The sequence below is a fragment of the Paraburkholderia fungorum genome, assembly GCF_900099835.1.
GTDB classification, from domain to species: Bacteria; Pseudomonadota; Gammaproteobacteria; order Burkholderiales; family Burkholderiaceae; genus Paraburkholderia; species Paraburkholderia fungorum_A.
In genome coordinates this window covers 1,323,074-1,339,736 of record NZ_FNKP01000001.1, presented here as the reverse complement: position 1 = coordinate 1,339,736, position 16,663 = coordinate 1,323,074, and the positions used below count along the sequence as shown (strand labels likewise).

Annotated in this window: 11 protein-coding genes; 3 read left to right on the top strand and 8 right to left on the bottom strand. The window is 63.9% G+C overall.

Features of this window, described 5'->3' with window-relative positions; genetic code table 11:
- Positions 1 to 69: 69 nt before the first annotated feature.
- The 6 genes from BLS41_RS05915 to purT form a co-directional block, all read right to left on the bottom strand.
- Complete coding sequence (locus tag BLS41_RS05915; protein WP_074763453.1) at positions 70 to 1,563, bottom strand: DEAD/DEAH box helicase; 1,494 nt, start codon at positions 1,561 to 1,563, stop codon at positions 70 to 72.
- A gap of 466 nt (positions 1,564 to 2,029) precedes the next feature.
- A complete protein-coding gene (locus BLS41_RS05910; protein ID WP_074763452.1) occupies positions 2,030 to 3,466 on the bottom strand; it encodes an aldehyde dehydrogenase family protein in 1,437 nt (478 codons plus the stop codon).
- 18 nt (positions 3,467 to 3,484) lie between these two features.
- Entirely contained in the window at positions 3,485 to 5,137 is a 1,653-nt protein-coding gene (locus BLS41_RS05905; protein WP_074763451.1) for an acetolactate synthase large subunit, read from the bottom strand.
- A 257-nt stretch (positions 5,138 to 5,394) separates the two neighbouring features.
- Positions 5,395 to 5,763 (bottom strand): MliC family protein, encoded by a 369-nt coding sequence (locus tag BLS41_RS05900; protein WP_074763450.1) that lies wholly within the window; start codon positions 5,761 to 5,763, stop codon positions 5,395 to 5,397.
- Between the two features lie 83 nt (positions 5,764 to 5,846).
- Positions 5,847 to 6,059, bottom strand: coding sequence for a DUF6726 family protein (locus BLS41_RS05895; RefSeq protein ID WP_074763449.1), 213 nt, complete (start codon positions 6,057 to 6,059; stop codon positions 5,847 to 5,849).
- A 121-nt stretch (positions 6,060 to 6,180) separates the two neighbouring features.
- Entirely contained in the window at positions 6,181 to 7,395 is a 1,215-nt protein-coding gene (gene purT / locus BLS41_RS05890; RefSeq protein WP_074763448.1) for a formate-dependent phosphoribosylglycinamide formyltransferase, read from the bottom strand.
- 447 nt (positions 7,396 to 7,842) lie between these two features.
- On the opposite strand from purT, the gene BLS41_RS05880 reads away from it, so the two are divergent.
- Both BLS41_RS05880 and BLS41_RS05875 read left to right on the top strand, forming a co-directional pair.
- A complete protein-coding gene (locus BLS41_RS05880) occupies positions 7,843 to 8,382 on the top strand; it encodes an META domain-containing protein (protein ID WP_074763446.1) in 540 nt (179 codons plus the stop codon).
- A 224-nt stretch (positions 8,383 to 8,606) separates the two neighbouring features.
- Complete coding sequence (locus tag BLS41_RS05875; protein WP_074763445.1) at positions 8,607 to 14,048, top strand: DNA translocase FtsK; 5,442 nt, start codon at positions 8,607 to 8,609, stop codon at positions 14,046 to 14,048.
- Between the two features lie 189 nt (positions 14,049 to 14,237).
- Here BLS41_RS05875 and BLS41_RS05870 read toward each other — a convergent pair whose 3' ends face one another.
- Positions 14,238 to 15,536, bottom strand: coding sequence for a lactonase family protein (locus BLS41_RS05870; RefSeq protein ID WP_074763444.1), 1,299 nt, complete (start codon positions 15,534 to 15,536; stop codon positions 14,238 to 14,240).
- 249 nt (positions 15,537 to 15,785) lie between these two features.
- Here BLS41_RS05870 and BLS41_RS05865 point away from each other — a divergent pair, with 249 nt between their 5' ends.
- On the top strand, positions 15,786 to 15,938 hold the full coding sequence (locus tag BLS41_RS05865; RefSeq protein ID WP_074763443.1) for a DUF3096 domain-containing protein: 153 nt from the start codon (positions 15,786 to 15,788) through the stop codon (positions 15,936 to 15,938).
- A gap of 328 nt (positions 15,939 to 16,266) precedes the next feature.
- Here BLS41_RS05865 and BLS41_RS05860 read toward each other — a convergent pair whose 3' ends face one another.
- A complete protein-coding gene (locus tag BLS41_RS05860) occupies positions 16,267 to 16,512 on the bottom strand; it encodes a hypothetical protein (RefSeq protein ID WP_074766310.1) in 246 nt (81 codons plus the stop codon).
- Between the last annotated feature and the right edge of the window lie 151 nt (positions 16,513 to 16,663).

The following is a 16,663-nucleotide window of genomic DNA, read 5'->3' as shown; positions in this document are numbered from 1 at the left end:
GCGAAGCGCTCGATACGCCGAAGCGTTTTACAGATGTTCGAAGGCGTTCAAAGGCCTTCGCAACCACAATCAGGAAGACGAAGTCGACTTCCGCGGCATGCCGAACCCGCCGAGCAATGCAGCCAGCGGCTGCTTGGAACCCGATTTCTGCGGAGCCGCCGAAGCAGCATTCGCCTCTTCAACCTTGCGAACCGAAGCCGGCGACGGCTCATACGGCTTCAGGAAAAAGTCGTCCACAGGCTGCGCGCGATGATGATGCGGCCGATCGAACGAACCCGACGACGTTGCACCCGTACGGCGGCGGCTACCGCGCTCGTCACGGCCTTCACGACCCTCGCGCCCTTCGGTGCTGCGCTCGCGACGCGGCGCACGCTCTTCATGGTGATGACGCACAGGCGTGTCGACGGTCAGACGCTGCACGTCCAGCGGACGCTTGATCAGCTTCTCGATATCGGCAAGCTGCTTGCGCTCGTTCGGGCTGCACAGCGACAACGCGTCGCCCGACGCCCCTGCGCGGCCGGTACGACCGATGCGGTGCACGTAATCTTCCGCGTTGAACGGCAGGTCGAAGTTGATCACGGCCGGCAATTCAGCGATATCCAGACCGCGCGCGGCGACGTCGGTCGCCACCAGCGCTTCGATCTCGCCGCGCTTGAATGCTTCGAGCGCCTGCATGCGCTCGTTCTGCGAGCGGTCACCGTGAATCGCGGTCGCGACCACCCCGTCGCGCTCGAGGCTGCGCGCCAGACGGCTCGCGCCGATCTTGCTGTTGCAGAACACGATCACCTGCTTGAGGCTGCGATCGCGAATCAGTTTGACAACCGCGCCGGTCTTGTCGCCCTCGGCGACTTCGTAGACGATCTGCGTAACGTTGGTCGCGGTCGAATTGCTGCGCGCGACTTCGATAGTCTGCGGATTGCGCAGATAGGTCGCCGCCAGCTTCTTGATTTCGCCCGAGAAAGTGGCCGAGAACAGCAGCGTTTGACGCTCTTTCGGCAGCAGGTTCAGGATGCGCTGCAGGTCCGGCAGGAAGCCCATGTCGAGCATCCGGTCGGCTTCGTCGAGCACCAGAATCTGCACCTGGCCGAGATTCGCGGTTTTCTGTTGCACATGGTCGAGCAGACGACCTGGCGTGGCGATCAGAATTTCGACGCCGCGGCGCAGTTGCTCGGATTGCGGATTCATGTCCACGCCGCCGAACACCACGGCGCTGCGCAGCGCCGTGTGTTTCGCGTACGACTGCACGTTCGCGGCGACCTGGTCGGCGAGTTCGCGGGTCGGCGTGAGGATCAGCGCGCGCACCGGATGGCGGGCGGGCGATGCGCTCGTGCTGGCATGCGCCAGCAGGCGCTGGATGATCGGCAGCGAGAAGCTCGCGGTCTTGCCGGTGCCAGTCTGGGCAGCGCCCATCACGTCACGGCCGGCCAGCACGACGGGAATCGCCTGCGCCTGGATCGGCGTGGGCGTGGTGTAGCCCGATTCCTTGACGGCTTTCAGGATGTCGGGCGCGAGACCGAATTGATCAAAAGTCGCAGTGCTGGGCGTGACGGCTGTGTCGGACATGGTGGCTTTCGCTAAAAATGCGCTTGGCGCGGTGCGCGCAGCAGCGGTCGGAACCGCAGAGGGCATCGTGATGAAGGCGGAGCCACGGCGTTCCGCACGGGACCCGTCAGTATTACGGGAAAACTGCGGCCGGCTCCGGCCGGCGGAAACACCCGCCGGAAAGGCCGGTATTGTAGCACTTCAGCAAAAACACTCATGGCGCATGTGCTGCGTTTCTGCGTAGGCGGGTGAAAAGCCGGGGCGAACCGGCCCCGGAACGCCCGGATTTGGCATCAAAGTGCCAGTTCATGCAGGGTGTATTTCTGGCCGTGCCGTCCTTTCGCGAGCGTAGTGCGCGCACACGACAGTAACGTGACAGCATTTGACACCATTATGGATAGGCATCCTGCTGCGCCAGGGTCCGACCTGGCGCCAGTGAGACGGCGAGCGACCAGGTAGCTGCCCAAGCCCAGAACGCCCCCTCCCCTCACCACGTCTCCCGCATCACCATCAACCGCATCTCGGTCATGTCCTCGATGGCGTAGCGCACGCCCTCGCGCCCCAGCCCCGAATCCTTCACGCCGCCGTACGGCATGTTGTCGACCCGGAACGACGGCACATCGTTGATCACCACGCCGCCCACGTCGAGCATGTCCCACGCGCGGTGTGCATGCGCGAGCGAATCCGTGAACACGCCGGCTTGCAACCCAAAGTCGCTGTCGTTGACCGTCGCCAGCGCGGCGTCGAAATCGTCGAAACGCTCCAGAATCGCGACCGGCCCGAACGCTTCCTTGCGATACAGATCCGTGTCGCGCTTCACGCCTTCGAGCAGCGTCGCCTCGAACATCGCGCCGTCCACCTTGCCGCCCGCGACGATCTTCGCGCCCGCCTGCACCGCGCTGTCCATCCATCCGGCGAGACGCTTCGATTCCGACCCGGAGATCATCGGCCCGACGAAGGTCTTTTCGTTCTTCGGATCGCCCATCACGAGCGACTTCGTTTTCGCGATCAACTTCTCGCGCAGCGCGTCATAAAGTTTCGTGTGGACCAGAATCCGCTGCACGCCAATACAGCTTTGCCCCGACTGATAGAACGCGCCGAACGCGAGCCGGTCGACCACGTAGTCAAGCTTCTCGCCCTGATCGCCGTCGACAATCGCCGCCGCGTTGCCGCCCAACTCCAGAATCACCTTTTTCTTGCCGGCCTTCGCCTTCAGATCCCAGCCGACCGCCGGAGAACCGGTGAACGACAGCAGTTTGAAGCGTTCGTCGGTCGTGAATAAATCGGCGCCGTCGCGATGCGCGGGCAGAATCGAAAACGCACCTTTCGGCAAATCGGTTTCCGCGAGAATCTCGCCCATGATCAGTGCGCCGACCGGCGTGCGGCTCGCCGGCTTCAACACGAACGGCACGCCCGCGGCAATCGCGGGTGCCACTTTGTGCGCGGTCAGGTTCAGCGGAAAATTGAACGGCGAGATGAACGAACACGGCCCGATCGGCACGCGCTTCACATACCCGTGATATCCCTTCGCGCGCGGCGAAATTTCCAGATTGATGATCTCGCCGTCGATCCGCACGCTCTCCTCCGCAGCCACCTTGAACGTGTCGATCAGCCGCGTGACCTCGCCCTTCGAGTCGTTGATCGGCTTGCCCGCCTCGATGCACAGCGCAAGCGCCAGTTCGTCGTAGCGCTCGCGAAACCGCGCGACGCAATGTTCAAGCACCGCCTGCCGTTTGAACGGCGGGAACGCGCGCATCGCGGGCATCGCGTCGACCGCGTGGCCGATGGCCTTGTCGATCGCGGCCGCGTCGGCCATCGCGACGCGCGTTGCCACTTCGCCGCTGAATTTATCGGTGACTTCGAGATCGGTGTTGGCCGCCACCGCTTCGTTCGCCAGGTAGTACGGGTAGGTTTGCTTCAACATGACTCCTTCTCCTTGAACTCAAAGCTGCGCCGACAACCGCTTGATCTCGCGATTCAGCACGCGCTCGTTATCCGAATAGTCGATGGGCAGATCGATCACATGCACGCCCGGCGTCACGAAACATTCGCGCAGCAAAGGCGCGAACTGATCCGCCGATTCGATCCGGTGCCCCTTCGCGCCATAACTTTCCGCGTACGCGACGAAATCCGGATTGTTCAGCGTCATCCCGTAATCGGGAAAATTCATGTTCTCCTGCTTCCAGCGGATCATGCCGAACGCGTCGTCGCGCAGGATCAGAATGACGAGATCGAGCCGCAGACGCACCGCCGTCTCCAGTTCCTGCGAATTCATCATGAAGCCGCCGTCGCCGCACACGGCCATCACCTTGCGATCCGGGTGCACGATCTTGGTGGCGATCGCCGACGGCAAACCCGCGCCCATCGACGCGAGCGCATTGTCGAGCAGCAGCGAATTCGGCTCGTGCGCGCGGTAATAGCGGGCGAACCAGATCTTGTACATGCCGTTGTCCAGACACACGATACCGTCCACCGGCGTGGTCTCGTACACGTCATTGACGATCCGCACCGGATACATCGGGAAACGTTCGTCGTGCTGCCCCTTCACCAGATGCGCCTCAAAGTGCGCCTTGATCTCCTTGAAACGCGTGAAATCCCAATGCTCCTGGCGCTCCTTCAGACTCTCCTTCAGCTGCCACACCGCATTGGCAATATCGCCGACCACTTCGATCTGCGGGAAATACACCGTGTCGACTTCCGCGCCGAGAAAATTCACGTGGATCACCGTCTTCTCGCCCGCGTCGCCGCTGCGCATGAAGAACGGCGGCTTCTCGATCACGTCGTGACCGACGTTGATGATGCAGTCGGCGTGATCGATCGCGCGATGCACGAAGTCGCCATCGGACAGCGTCGCGTTACCGAGCCACATCGGATGCGATTCGTCGATCACGCCCTTGCCCATCTGCGTCGTAAAAAACGGAATGCCGATCTGGTCGACAAACTCGCGCAGCATCTTCGTCGTGGTCTTGCGATTGCCGCCCGCGCCGATCATCAGCAGCGGATGCTTCGCCTGAGTGATCGCCTCGACCGCGCGCGCAACGGCTTTTTCCTCGGCGACCGGACGACGGCTGTAGCTCTTCGGAATCGGCTTGCCGTCGCCCTCTTCGTGCGCGACGTCTTCGGGCAACTCGAGGTGCGTGGCGCCCGGGCGCTCCTCTTCGGCCTGACGCACCGCCTCGCGCACGGCCGCCGGAATATTGCTGATCGACACGATCTGACGTGTGTACTTGGTGAGCGGCTCCATCATCCGCACCACGTCGACGATCTGGAAATGGCCCTGCTTGCTCGACTTGATCGGCTTCTGGCCGGTGACCATCAGCATCGGCATGCCGCCCAGTTGCGCGTATGCAGCGGCGGTGACGAAGTTGGTCGCGCCGGGGCCGAGCGTGGCCAGACAGACGCCCGTACGGCCGGTCAGCCGTCCATAAGTGGCGGCCATGAAGCCGGCGGCCTGTTCGTGACGCGTGAGAATCAGACGGATTTTCGAGCGGCGCAGCGACTCGAGCAGATCGAGATTTTCTTCACCGGGGATGCCGAACACATACTCGACACCTTCAGCTTCCAGCGATTTGACGAACAGGTCCGATGCTTTCATTGAGAGTCTCGCTTGATGATACCGACGGGGCTGCGAGCCCGTCCGTTAAGGTCCGGGGATGGACGATCGAAGACGACGACGGCCACGCGGACAGCGCGCGGCATGGCATGACGGCATGGCGAATGCCACGCGGGACAGCTTACTCCTGAGGTAAAAAGGCTGCGCGCAGCCGGGCAATGCCGCGCGGCTGGCATGAGACGGGAGCAAACGGAAATCAGCGAACGGCGGCAGGGAGGAAGAGAGCCGCCGCATCATGTCTAGCGAACGATGGTGACGCAGTCGGACAATATCGGCGAAGCGTTTTCGCCGTTCATCGCGTCGTACAGATCGGCGCGCGGTCCCTTGGTCCACCAGGTGTAGCTACCGGCCTGATATTTCGCGCCGGAGCCGGACATGACGTTGACGAACAGCAGCGGTTTGCCCTTCACCGGCACGAGCGCGAAGCTCTGTCCGTTCGACGTGTTCCAGTAAGTGACGTGCAGAATCTTGCCGGTCGCACAGGTGTATTTGTGCGACTGACGGTCTTTGATCTGGAGTTCGGAAAGCTGTAGGGGCGCAGCGCAGGCGCTCCCGTAGAGTGCGGTGAAACCGGCCGCCGTAATTGTTGCAACAAGCCATTTCGTCATGAGATGCCTCGAGTGTTGCTGCGTGTCAAACGTCCGGCGCCGCGCCTTGAACAGCGAGCGCGCGTGGCCCGCTGGAGGCTGATTTATGGATCGATCACGCCTGCGCATGCATCGGTCGGCGCGGCGGCGACGTGCCCCACCACCGGCACGATCTTCAAACCGGCCGAGGCGATCCGGCACGGCGCGGCAGCGAGACCGCATCCGCTGATCGCCGAGCACAGCGCGAGCAATGCGCCGAGCGTGCCGAGCCGACCCACCATACCGCGCCGCATTGTCTTGCGGGATTCCAGCGACATACGCACCTCGACTCCACAGAGCCTGACCGGCTCCGACATCCAGATTGCGCGCGCGGCAAACGTGCCGCGCGCGGGTCATGCATCGATGGCGGCCCGGGCTTTGTCAGCGCGCCGCCAGGCCTTATTTCGCCGATACGGGCCGCACCGCAGCCGCAGCCTCTTTCGCACGCGAGCGTGCTTCGTCGAGGTTCTCGCCGGTTGCGAGCGCCACGCCCATGCGGCGTTTGACGAAGCTTTCCGGCTTGCCGAACAGACGCAGATCCGCATTAGGCACCGCCAGCGCCGCCGCGACGCCTTCGAACGCGATGCCCGCCTCGTCCAGCCCGCCGTAAATCACCGCCGACGCACCCGGCGCCCGTAACGACGTATCGACCGGCAAACCGAGGATTGCGCGGGCGTGCAACTCGAACTCGGAGAAACGCTGCGAAGCCAGCGTGACCAGACCCGTGTCGTGCGGACGCGGGCTGACTTCCGAAAACCATACGTCATCGCCGCGCACGAAAAGTTCAACGCCGAACAGGCCCCGGCCGCCGAGCGCCGCCGTCACCTTGTGCGCGACTTCGCGCGAGCGTTCGAGCGCGAGCGGGCTCATCGGCTGCGGCTGCCACGATTCGACGTAGTCGCCCGCTACCTGCACGTGGCCGATCGGGTCGCAGAAATACGTGCTGACTTCGCCGCTCGCCGGGTCGATGGCGCGCACGGTCAGTTGCGTGATTTCGTATTCGAAGTCGATAAAGCCTTCGACGATCACGCGGCCGTGATTCACGCGGCCGCCCGCCATCGCGTGCTGCCAGGCGGGTTCGACGTCGGCGTCGCTCTTCAGCACCGACTGGCCCTTGCCCGACGACGACATCACCGGTTTCACCACGCACGGGTAGCCCACCTTGGCGATGCCCGCGCGCAATTCGTCGAGCGAGTCGGCGAACGCGTACGGCGAGGTCGGCAAGCCGAGTTCCTCGGCAGCGAGACGGCGAATGCCTTCACGGTTCATCGTGAGTTGCGTGGCGCGCGCGGTCGGGATCACTTCGGCGAGACCGTCGGTTTCGATGGCGGCGAGCGCGTCGGTGGCGATCGCCTCGATCTCGGGGACGATCAGATGCGGGCGTTCCTGCTCGACCAGCGCACGCAACGCGGCGCGGTCGGTCATGTCGATCACGTGCGAGCGATGCGCGACCTGGTGGCCCGGCGCATTCGGGTAACGGTCGACGGCGATCACTTCGACGCCCAGCCGTTGCAGCGCGATGATCACTTCCTTGCCGAGCTCGCCGGCGCCGAGCAGCATGACGCGCGTGGCGGATTCAGAAAGGGGGGTGCCGATCCGTTGGCCGATCTGCATGGGTGCTCCAGAAAAAAGTCGGATGAGGGTGGGATTGGTTAGAACGCGATGTTAACATGCCCACCCCGATGCGCACCCATGCTGAGGCTGTGTTCAGCCTTCGTGTACGGCCGGTTTCCAGACGCGCCCGGCAACGGTTGCTTTCCTTTTTGCTTTCCTTTTGCGCCTGGTCGTCGCGTGCAGAAAAAACCGCCCTGCCAGGTCGACGCAGCCGGGCACAGACGACCCGCGGACCGCTCGCCGCGCGTGGTCAATGTGTGATCGACGTTGTCGATCAACACTGCCATTTCATCCGCGCGTAAGGATGCGACGGCGGCGCGCAAGGCTGCGCTGCCTGCCGCCGCTGCCGTTAACTCACAAAAGCTTCGCCGCTCGCCGTCGGGCTCGCGTGCGGCGAGCTTAGTGCGTTACCCTTACGCCTTCGCCTGTTTGAAGAGGAACGACGTCATGCTCCAAAGCTCCTCCGCGCGACGTATTGCGCGCTTCACTCCCTATGCGCGCGCGACCATCGCCGCGCTGAGCGTCGCTGCGCTGCTGAGCGCCTGTGCAATGCCCAAACACCCCGATTCCGAGGCCGCCGCGCCCGATCCGTTCAACCCCGCCGCCGCGCAGCTGCTCGACGACACCAGCTGGACGCTGAGCGCGTGGAAGCAGGCGGACGGCACGGTGCGCGCGATTCCGTCCGCGGATCAGGGCGGCCCGATCACGCTCAAGCTGTCCACCGATAAAGGCCAGCGCCACGCGAGCGGCTTTTCCGGCTGCAACCGCTTCATGGGTTCGTACGCGCTGAAAGACGGCAAGCTGAGCTTTGGCGCGCTGGGCGGTACGCGCATGGCGTGCATGACGCCGGGCGGAAAAATCGAGAGCGCGTTTCTGGATGCGCTGACGCATATCGATCGAACCGGCGTGCAGATGCGTCCGCCGCAGCAGATGCAACTGGTGCTCGAAAACGGCGACACGCTGACGTTCGACAGCAGCACCAAGTAGGCGGCGCGGAATCAAACGGCGGATTGCCGGGTCATAGTGGCGACGGCGCCGCCGATGGCAATGCCGCTGTTCCCCAGCCGTCGTTTTTGTGGCGGCGAGTCGTACACCGGTCCGCTTTCCGATTGGGCGCAAGCATACTTGCGCCGACCTTCGAAGCAGCGGGCTTCGCGGTTTAATCTCGACGGATTGCGTTATTGCGCGTCCGTCATTCGTTGATGTCTAGTATGCACACGGTAGTTTTCGGCTGGTTCGGCGGGTCGGCCGTCTGGTTTATTCCTCTTTTGTGGCGCCTCGTGAAGTCGGTGCTGCCGGGCGGCGCAGGCTTGCGCGGGCCTGGCACGATCCGGCTGTGGCTCGGCTTCGTCTGCGTGATGCTGGCGAGCTGCACGCTGGAGGCGTCGCTGATCAACCTGGTCGGCGTCAATGGCCTGGGTCACGCGCTGGCTGCGGGGCTGGGTCATCTGCTGGGCCATATCGGCACGCCGTTCGCGGCGCTGGCGCTGTTCCTGATCAGCCTGCCCTGGCTGATCGATTTCCGCTGGCGCGATTTTGCTGCGTGGGCGGATGGTGCGTTCGGCCTGGGTTTGTCGCGTGGTCTGGCGAGGCGCGACGAGGAAGCGCGGCGGCATCGCAGTATCGACGACGGCGTGCCGTCGCACGTGTCTCCGGCGACCAATACGATGGCGCCGAAAAGCAATGGCCGGTATGCACGGCCTACGGTCTGGCGACCGCCTGCCGGTGGACGCGGTGCGGCTGCGGGCGTTGGCGGGGCGGGTGGCGCTGCGGGCGTCGGCAGCGCTGGCGCGAGCGCGGCAGGTATGGACGCAACGGCGCGCGGCGCGGGAGCCAACTGGCGGACTGGCGCTGCGGCGCCACGTAGCAGTCAGACGGCTCAGGCCGAGCCAGTGCTGCGCACGGGCGCGATGAATGCGCCGCGTCGCGAGCCGATGAACACAATGAATCCGACATCCGCGATGACCGCGGACAAAACCCCGTTCATGCCGACCGAGCCGGTTGCGCCCGCGGGTTGGCTGCGCGATCCGGTACCGCGTGCGCCTGCGTCGTCGAGCGGATCGGCGGCGGGACGTGAGGCGGCAGCGGCCGCGATCCGCGAGGCCGCGCTGCAGGTTGGACGCCGCACGGCTGGCGAGCCAAGGCAAGCGGCGGCGCTGGGCGGTGCGGCAGGACTGGCCGCCACGGCAGGCGCGGCGAGTGCGACCGCGGCGGCCCCGGTGACAATTGCGCCAGTTGCGGCAGTTGCCGCTGCGGCGCGAACCATCCATGGGTCGACAGCGGCACGCGCTGCCTCTGGCGCGTTGTCCAGCAATGCAGGGGCGATGGCGAGAGCGGCCCAGGCTAGCCGCCCGACATCGATTCTGGGCTCCCCCACTGGTGGGACGGCTCCGGCTAACCGGGCTATCGCGTCTCGTCAGCCGTTCCAGACTGCGGCGTCTTCGGGTGCGATCAACTCGCCCGGGGGAACACGGCGGACGGCTCCGGCCTATACGCGGTCCATGGCGGCGACCCAGAAAGTCACGCCGCCCGCGAGCGTTCAGGAAACCCTTCGCAGCATCGCGGAAAATGCCGCTCGCTGGACCGATCTGGCCGGCGTGAGCCTGGCGCGCAACCGCTCGGCGGAAGACGCGATGATGGCGTCCGGTACGAGCGGCGAGACCGTGTTCGACGCGAGACTGGTGGGTGGGGATTCGCTGGTGGGCGGGGCTGGGGCTAGCGAGCCTGCTGCGGCGATGAGCGTGAGCGCTCCTTTGCAACATGCTGCTGTGCACGCGCCGGAAGATTCTCTGTCGTCGTCGCCGTTGCCGGTCGAGCCGGTGGCAATCGAAGCGCCGCAGGTCGAAAAGACAGACATGGATGCCGCGTCTGAACCTGCGGCATTTGAGATCAGCAAAGAGCCCGTAGTCCAATGGCCCATCGAGCCGCCGGTCATCCATCTTCCGACGCCGGTGGCACCTGCGACAGCGGCTGCGGCAGTCGAATCGGTGTTTGCCGATGCTGAGGCGGCACGGGCTGATGTTGATGCATTTGGGGTTGCATCTGTTGTGCCGACAGCGGTCACTCCAATTGCGTCCGATGCCTCCGGTGCATTTGCGGCTGCGCCGGTTGTGCCGGTTGAGTCCGTTGCACCGGTTGCGCCCGTTGTTTCCGTAGCCTCGATTGCATCTGCCGCGCCGACACACGCCGCTCCAACGACGCCGTTCCAGATTTTCGCGGCCCAGTTGCAAGCCGACGATGCACAGCCGGATGCGCCATCGCCCGAAGATGGGGCGACGATTTCGACCGCTCCTATCGAAAGCAACTCTCCGCCTGAGTTCAACGTTGAACCGCCGGTTATGCACGCTCCGGTGCATTCGCCCGTCGTCGCTGCAACTGCCGTCACGCCTTCGACCGCTGCCGCGCCAACGGATTCGGCTGGAACCACGCTGGCAGCCGAACCGCACATCACGAATCCGGTGACGATGCAAACGTCCGCGCGAGCCGCGGAAGACATCGCCGATAAAACGCTTGCGCCTTGGGAAACCCATATCGCAGCCGTTACGCCGCAGCCTGTTGCGGGGACGTCGAACGCTTCGACGGTTCAGCACGCCAGCGTAACCGGCGAAGGCGAACTCCCAATGCACGGTATGACGCCGCTGCATGCCACGAATGCGGGTGAGTCCGCTGCTTTGCATGAGTCGGACATGCCGGCTCCCCCTGCATTGCCGAGCGTCGCGGCAATGATGGAGGCATCGGAAGAAGCGAGTGCGTTAGAGACGTCTGAATCACCGCGCGAACTGGAATCGCTGGCTGCGCCGATTGTGGACACCATCGCCGGCGAGTCGCCGGACGTTGCTGCGCAGGCGTCGAACGTGTTCCGCTTCCGTGACGTTGCGATCCAGGCCGCACGTCCTGCGCCGACCGTTGTCGATGAAGAGCGGGGCCGCGTCGTTGAGCGTGCAAATGTGGACGCGTCAGTTGGGGCGCCCTCGGCGTTCGAGGCTTCGGTGAATCCAGTGGTCCCGGTGGTCCCGGTGGCTCCGGTGGCTTCGGTGGCTTCGGTGGCTTCGGTGGCTTCAGTCGCTCCGGTGGCTCCGGTGAATCCAGCGGCTCCGGTGGCTTCGGCTTCCGCGGGTCGTGTGGCTTCAGCAACCACGGCCACGCCGGCGACTTCGTTCGCGCCCGCGCATCCGGTGACCCCAGTCGATGCGGTGACGCAAGCAGCTTCGGCCATACCGACAGCCTCCGTGGCTCCGGGAGCGCCGATGCCACAAGTGACACCAAGTGCTTTGGATACCTCCGATGGCTCGGCGATTCCATCATTACGGCTGGATACGGCCGAGCCGACGCCACCGGCACCGCTGACAACTGCTGCCGCGCCAGTGACTCCGGCAACTCTGCTAAATCCGACTCAATCGGCTAGCGTGACAGCCCCTGTAGCTTCGGCTGCTTCGGCAGGCACGGCAACGCCCGTAGATCCTATGGTTCCGGCTGCTCCGGCGATTCCGGCTGCATCAGTGACTGCTGCGGTTTCGGCTGTTCAAGGAGCTCTGGCGGTTCCGACTACTCTCGCTGTCCCGACGGCTCCGACAGTTCCGACCGCTTCGGATATGCCGACTGATCCCGCCGCTCCAGTTGATCCGGCTATCCCAGTTGCACCGGCGGCTGCGTTTGCTCCTGCCTCCCCCGTTGCTTCGGCTGCTTCAAATGTTCCGGCTGCTCCCGCGATCCCGTCTGTTCCAGCTGCGTCAGGCATTCCGACTCCTTCGGTCATGCCGGTCGTTACTGCTATCCCGGCTGTGCCGACTGCTCCGGCCATCCCTGCAGCATTCACTGCACCGGTGATGCCGACAACTTTCGCTGGGCCGACCGCATCTGTAGCGGAGGCAGCACACCCAGCTCACGCAGCAAACACAACAAACACAGCAAACGGAATACCTCCTACAGCCGAACCCGCGCCCATCGCCGCAACTTATCCGGGTGCAGCGCTAGCGTCGGCGCAAGCACCGGCATTAACACCAACCACTGCCCCTGCTACAGCCACCGAGCCGCCGGTAGCGGCGCACGCCGAACCGCAACCGGAACACGCGGCAGAAGCAGCCGCCGAGCCCCCTGCCCCCACCCAGCGTCCGCCGATGCGCGGCCACGCGCCCACTAACGGCTTCGAATTCCGCGCACCGGCTGCGTCGATGGTCGAACTCCCGACGCTCGACCTGCTCGCGCCCGCCGATACCGACATCGAACCCGTCTCCGAAGAAAAGCTCATCGAGACCGGTGTGCTGATCGAGCAGCGTCTGCAGGAGTTCAAGGTGCCGGTGACGGTGGTCGGCGCATCGGCGGGTCCGGTCATCACGCGCTTCGAAGTCGAACCGGCGCTCGGTGTGCGCGGCAGTCAGATCGTCGGCCTGATGAAGGATCTGTCGCGCGGTCTCGGCCTCACGTCGATCCGCGTCGTCGAAACGATCCCCGGCAAAACCTGCATGGGCCTCGAATTGCCGAACGCGAAACGGCAGACCATCCGTCTGTCCGAAATCATCGAGGCCAGCGTCTATCAGAACTCGCATTCGCAACTGACGCTCGCGATGGGCAAGGACATCACCGGCCATCCGGTCGTCGCCGATCTCGCCAAAGCGCCGCACATGCTGGTCGCGGGCACGACGGGTTCGGGCAAGTCGGTCGCGATCAACGCGATGATCTGCTCGCTGCTCTTCAAGGCAACGCCCGAAGAAGTGCGCCTGATCATGATCGACCCGAAGATGCTGGAGCTGTCGGTCTACGAAGGCATCCCGCATCTGCTCGCGCCGGTCGTCACCGACATGAAGCTCGCCGCGAACGCGCTGAACTGGTGTGTCGGCGAAATGGAAAAGCGCTACAGGCTGATGTCCGCAGTTGGCGTGCGCAATCTCGCAGGCTTCAATCAGAAAATTCGCGACACCGAAGCCAAGGGCAAGAAGCTCGGCAATCCGTTCTCGCTGACGCCCGACGCGCCCGAGCCGCTCGCGCCGCTGCCGCTGATCGTGGTCGTGATCGACGAACTGGCCGACCTGATGATGGTCGCCGGCAAGAAGATCGAAGAACTGATCGCGCGTCTCGCGCAGAAAGCGCGCGCCGCCGGCATCCACCTGATTCTGGCGACGCAGCGGCCGTCGGTCGATGTCATCACCGGGTTGATCAAGGCGAATATTCCGACGCGCGTCGCGTTCCAGGTGTCGTCGAAAATCGACTCGCGCACGATTCTCGATCAGATGGGCGCGGAGTCGCTGCTCGGTCAGGGTGACATGCTGTTCCTGCCGCCCGGCACCGGTTATCCGCAACGGGTGCACGGCGCGTTTGTCGCCGACGAGGAAGTGCATCGGATCGTCGAGTATCTGAAGCAGTTCGGCGAGCCGCAATACGAGGAAGGCATTCTCGACGGTCCGGCCACCGACGGCGGCGCGGCGCAGGATCTGTTCGGCGAATCGACGGATGCGGAAGCCGATCCGCTGTACGACGAAGCGGTCGCGTTCGTCGTCCGCACGCGGCGCGCGTCGATTTCGTCGGTACAGCGGCAATTGCGCATCGGCTATAACCGCGCGGCACGACTGGTCGAACAGATGGAAACGGCCGGCCTCGTATCGGCGATGAGCATCAACGGAAGCCGCGAAGTGCTCGCGCCGGGGCCTGCGGAATGAAGACGTAGCCAGCGGAAGGTTCTCTGTTCAGCTCATGCGATGAACAGAGAACGACAATGGCAATGGCGCGAAGAACGCCCGTTGAACCGCAACCGCCAGCCTCAGGAAAACGGGCCGCTCACACCAGTGAGCGGCCCGTTTTTCATGTCGTGAGTGCGGCAGGATTCCGCGCGCCCACCACCTGCAACATCACGACGGCGACACCAGCTTGAAATCCACCGGCGAACCCAGTTCGAAGTGCTGCGCCGGCGTCGGATCGAGCAGGCCGCTTTGTTGATCGCGCTTGAACACATACACCGTATCGCTATTCTGATTGCCGACGATCAACCAGTTGCCGGTCGGATCGATCGCGAATTCACGCGGCGATTTTCCAAGGCTCGACTGATGGCCGATCTTCTTCAGATGCCCGTTGGCCGGATCGACGGAGAAGATCACGATCTCGTTCGCGTCGCCCCGATTGGACGCGTACACGAAACGCCCATCCGGCGACAGATGGATCGCCGCCGCCCCCACCTGCCCCTTGAAGCCCGGTTCGGACAACGACAGCGCCTGCACCTGGGTGAGCTTGCCGTCTTTGTAATCGAACGTGGTGACCGTGCCCGCCAGCTCGCTCGTCAGATACGCATGCTTGCCGTCCTTGCCGAAGATCAGGTGACGCGGCCCCGTGCCCGCCTTCTGCGGGGTATAGCGCCAGTCGGTCGGTGCGAACGGACCGTGGTCACCATCGGGCGTGTAGCGATATGAGAACAGCTTGTCGACGCCGAGATCCTGCGCGAACAGGTACTGTCCATCGGGCGAAAACACGGTCGAGTGAACGTGCGAGTTGTCCTGACGCCCCTTCACCGGACCGCCGCCTTCGTGATGCACCGTGAGCACCGACGTGCCCACCTGCCCGTCGGCCTGCAACGGAAACACCGCGAAGCTGCCGCCCGGATCGGCTGCCACCGAGTAGTTCGCGGTCAGCAGATACTTGCCGTCCGGCGAGAAGCTCAGGTAGCACGGATCATTGCCGTCAGACGACACCTTGTTGATGAACGACAGTTGCCCCTGCGCGGCATCGAAACGGAACGCGCTGATGCCGCCGCGTTGCGTGGCCGGCCCGTTGTCGCCGGGCAGTTCGTTGACCGCATAGACGAAATGACGATCGCGGCTCACCACGAGGAACGACGGATTGACCGTCTGCGCCACCGACACCCGCGTCGCCGCGCCCGTCTTCGTATCGAAGTGATAGACGTAGATGCCCTCGCTCTTGCCTGCGGTGTAGGTGCCGACCAGCATGTCATAGACACCGTCGGCGGGGACCGGGCCGGAATCTTGCGCAAACGCGTGAGTTGCCACGAGCGAGACCAGCAGCGCGAAACCTTTTATCATCGAACGGGCGGAACGCAGAGGCGCGGGCCGCACCGCCCGCAACGAAGCGGATTGCGCGGTGGCAGCGGAAAGAGAACTCGAAACGGCACGCGTAGCGGCACGACGACTACGAAGCATAGGACCTCCTGGACATCAGGTATTGGATACAAGCGGTTGTAATGGTGTCTCTGGTCTGCCGCGCGGTGAGTCGAGCGTTTGTTCTTATCGTGGCAAGTATAAAAGCGCAGGTAGGATCATGCAGCGAAACCGGCTACCGATACCGGCTTATACATCGGGTATGCATGGGTAGCCATTGCCCCGTCTGATGGGGAATTTTTTCAATCGCGTCAATCGCGTCCTTACGCGAATCACACTACGGGAGTCTTCATGAACGTCACACTCAGCCTGGGCCCGCTCGTTTCGTTGATCGCCGGCATTCTGATTCTGGTCATGCCGCGTCTGTTGAACTACATCGTCGCGCTCTATCTGATCATCATCGGCATCATCGGGATCTTCGGCGTGGGGTCGACGCACTTCTGAGCACACTTCCGGGCGACGACGGACCGTTGCGCGCAGCCCTTCGGCGCCACGAACTGAAAGACAGTCGCAAGGAACGCAACCGGGCGCGGGGTCGGCCCGGTGCGGGTCCGAATCGTTCTGAATCGTTCTGAATCGCAGGAAACGGTCGTGACAAAGCAGGCCGCTTGCAGCAGCCATGAATACAGCGGGAAAAAACCGGCGAATGCGCGCCATGAAACGCGCTCACGACAAGCGCAAGCGCACTCGCGGCGAACGTGCCGGCTCAGCGGCGTGCCGGGTGTGCCCTTATCGGCCTGTCCGCGCTCCCCGGCCCGGCTTGTGCGGCCGGTCAGCCGTTCGACAACTGATCGAGCCGCAACCGCCCCTGCAACGACAATCCGCCGACGGCATAATGACCCCCACCTTCCTGATAGCGCCGGAAGCACGCACGCTCGATCAGAAAAGCGGCCGCAGTAAGCATGCCGTTGCGGCTCAGGCCAAGGCGGCCGCAATCGAGCGGCAACATCGAATCGTCGTTCAGTTCGCTAGCGGCGGAGAGAATCTTGATGCAATCGGCTTTCGATGGGTTCAGCATAGCTTTCGTCCTCGGAAACGGCGTCTGCATGCGCCATGGGCAAGGCCGGGCGTGATCCGGAAGGCTCCGGGCATCGGCTTGAAATCCGATTGTAGGCAGTGGATTTAAAGATTACCAACTCGCGTTTTGCCGCATTGCTTCAAAAAAACAG

What these genes read in the sequence shown, in the direction of transcription:
- BLS41_RS05915 (WP_074763453.1), bottom strand. Translation starts at nt 1,563, where the DNA reads ATGTCCGACACAGCCGTCACGCCCAGCACTGCGACTTTTGATCAATTC.
- BLS41_RS05910 (WP_074763452.1), bottom strand. Translation starts at nt 3,466, where the DNA reads ATGTTGAAGCAAACCTACCCGTACTACCTGGCGAACGAAGCGGTGGCG.
- BLS41_RS05905 (WP_074763451.1), bottom strand. Translation starts at nt 5,137, where the DNA reads ATGAAAGCATCGGACCTGTTCGTCAAATCGCTGGAAGCTGAAGGTGTC.
- BLS41_RS05900 (WP_074763450.1), bottom strand. Translation starts at nt 5,763, where the DNA reads ATGACGAAATGGCTTGTTGCAACAATTACGGCGGCCGGTTTCACCGCA.
- BLS41_RS05895 (WP_074763449.1), bottom strand. Translation starts at nt 6,059, where the DNA reads ATGTCGCTGGAATCCCGCAAGACAATGCGGCGCGGTATGGTGGGTCGG.
- purT (WP_074763448.1), bottom strand. Translation starts at nt 7,395, where the DNA reads ATGCAGATCGGCCAACGGATCGGCACCCCCCTTTCTGAATCCGCCACG.
- BLS41_RS05880 (WP_074763446.1), top strand. Translation starts at nt 7,843, where the DNA reads ATGCTCCAAAGCTCCTCCGCGCGACGTATTGCGCGCTTCACTCCCTAT.
- BLS41_RS05875 (WP_074763445.1), top strand. Translation starts at nt 8,607, where the DNA reads ATGCACACGGTAGTTTTCGGCTGGTTCGGCGGGTCGGCCGTCTGGTTT.
- BLS41_RS05870 (WP_074763444.1), bottom strand. Translation starts at nt 15,536, where the DNA reads ATGCTTCGTAGTCGTCGTGCCGCTACGCGTGCCGTTTCGAGTTCTCTT.
- BLS41_RS05865 (WP_074763443.1), top strand. Translation starts at nt 15,786, where the DNA reads ATGAACGTCACACTCAGCCTGGGCCCGCTCGTTTCGTTGATCGCCGGC.
- BLS41_RS05860 (WP_074766310.1), bottom strand. Translation starts at nt 16,512, where the DNA reads ATGCTGAACCCATCGAAAGCCGATTGCATCAAGATTCTCTCCGCCGCT.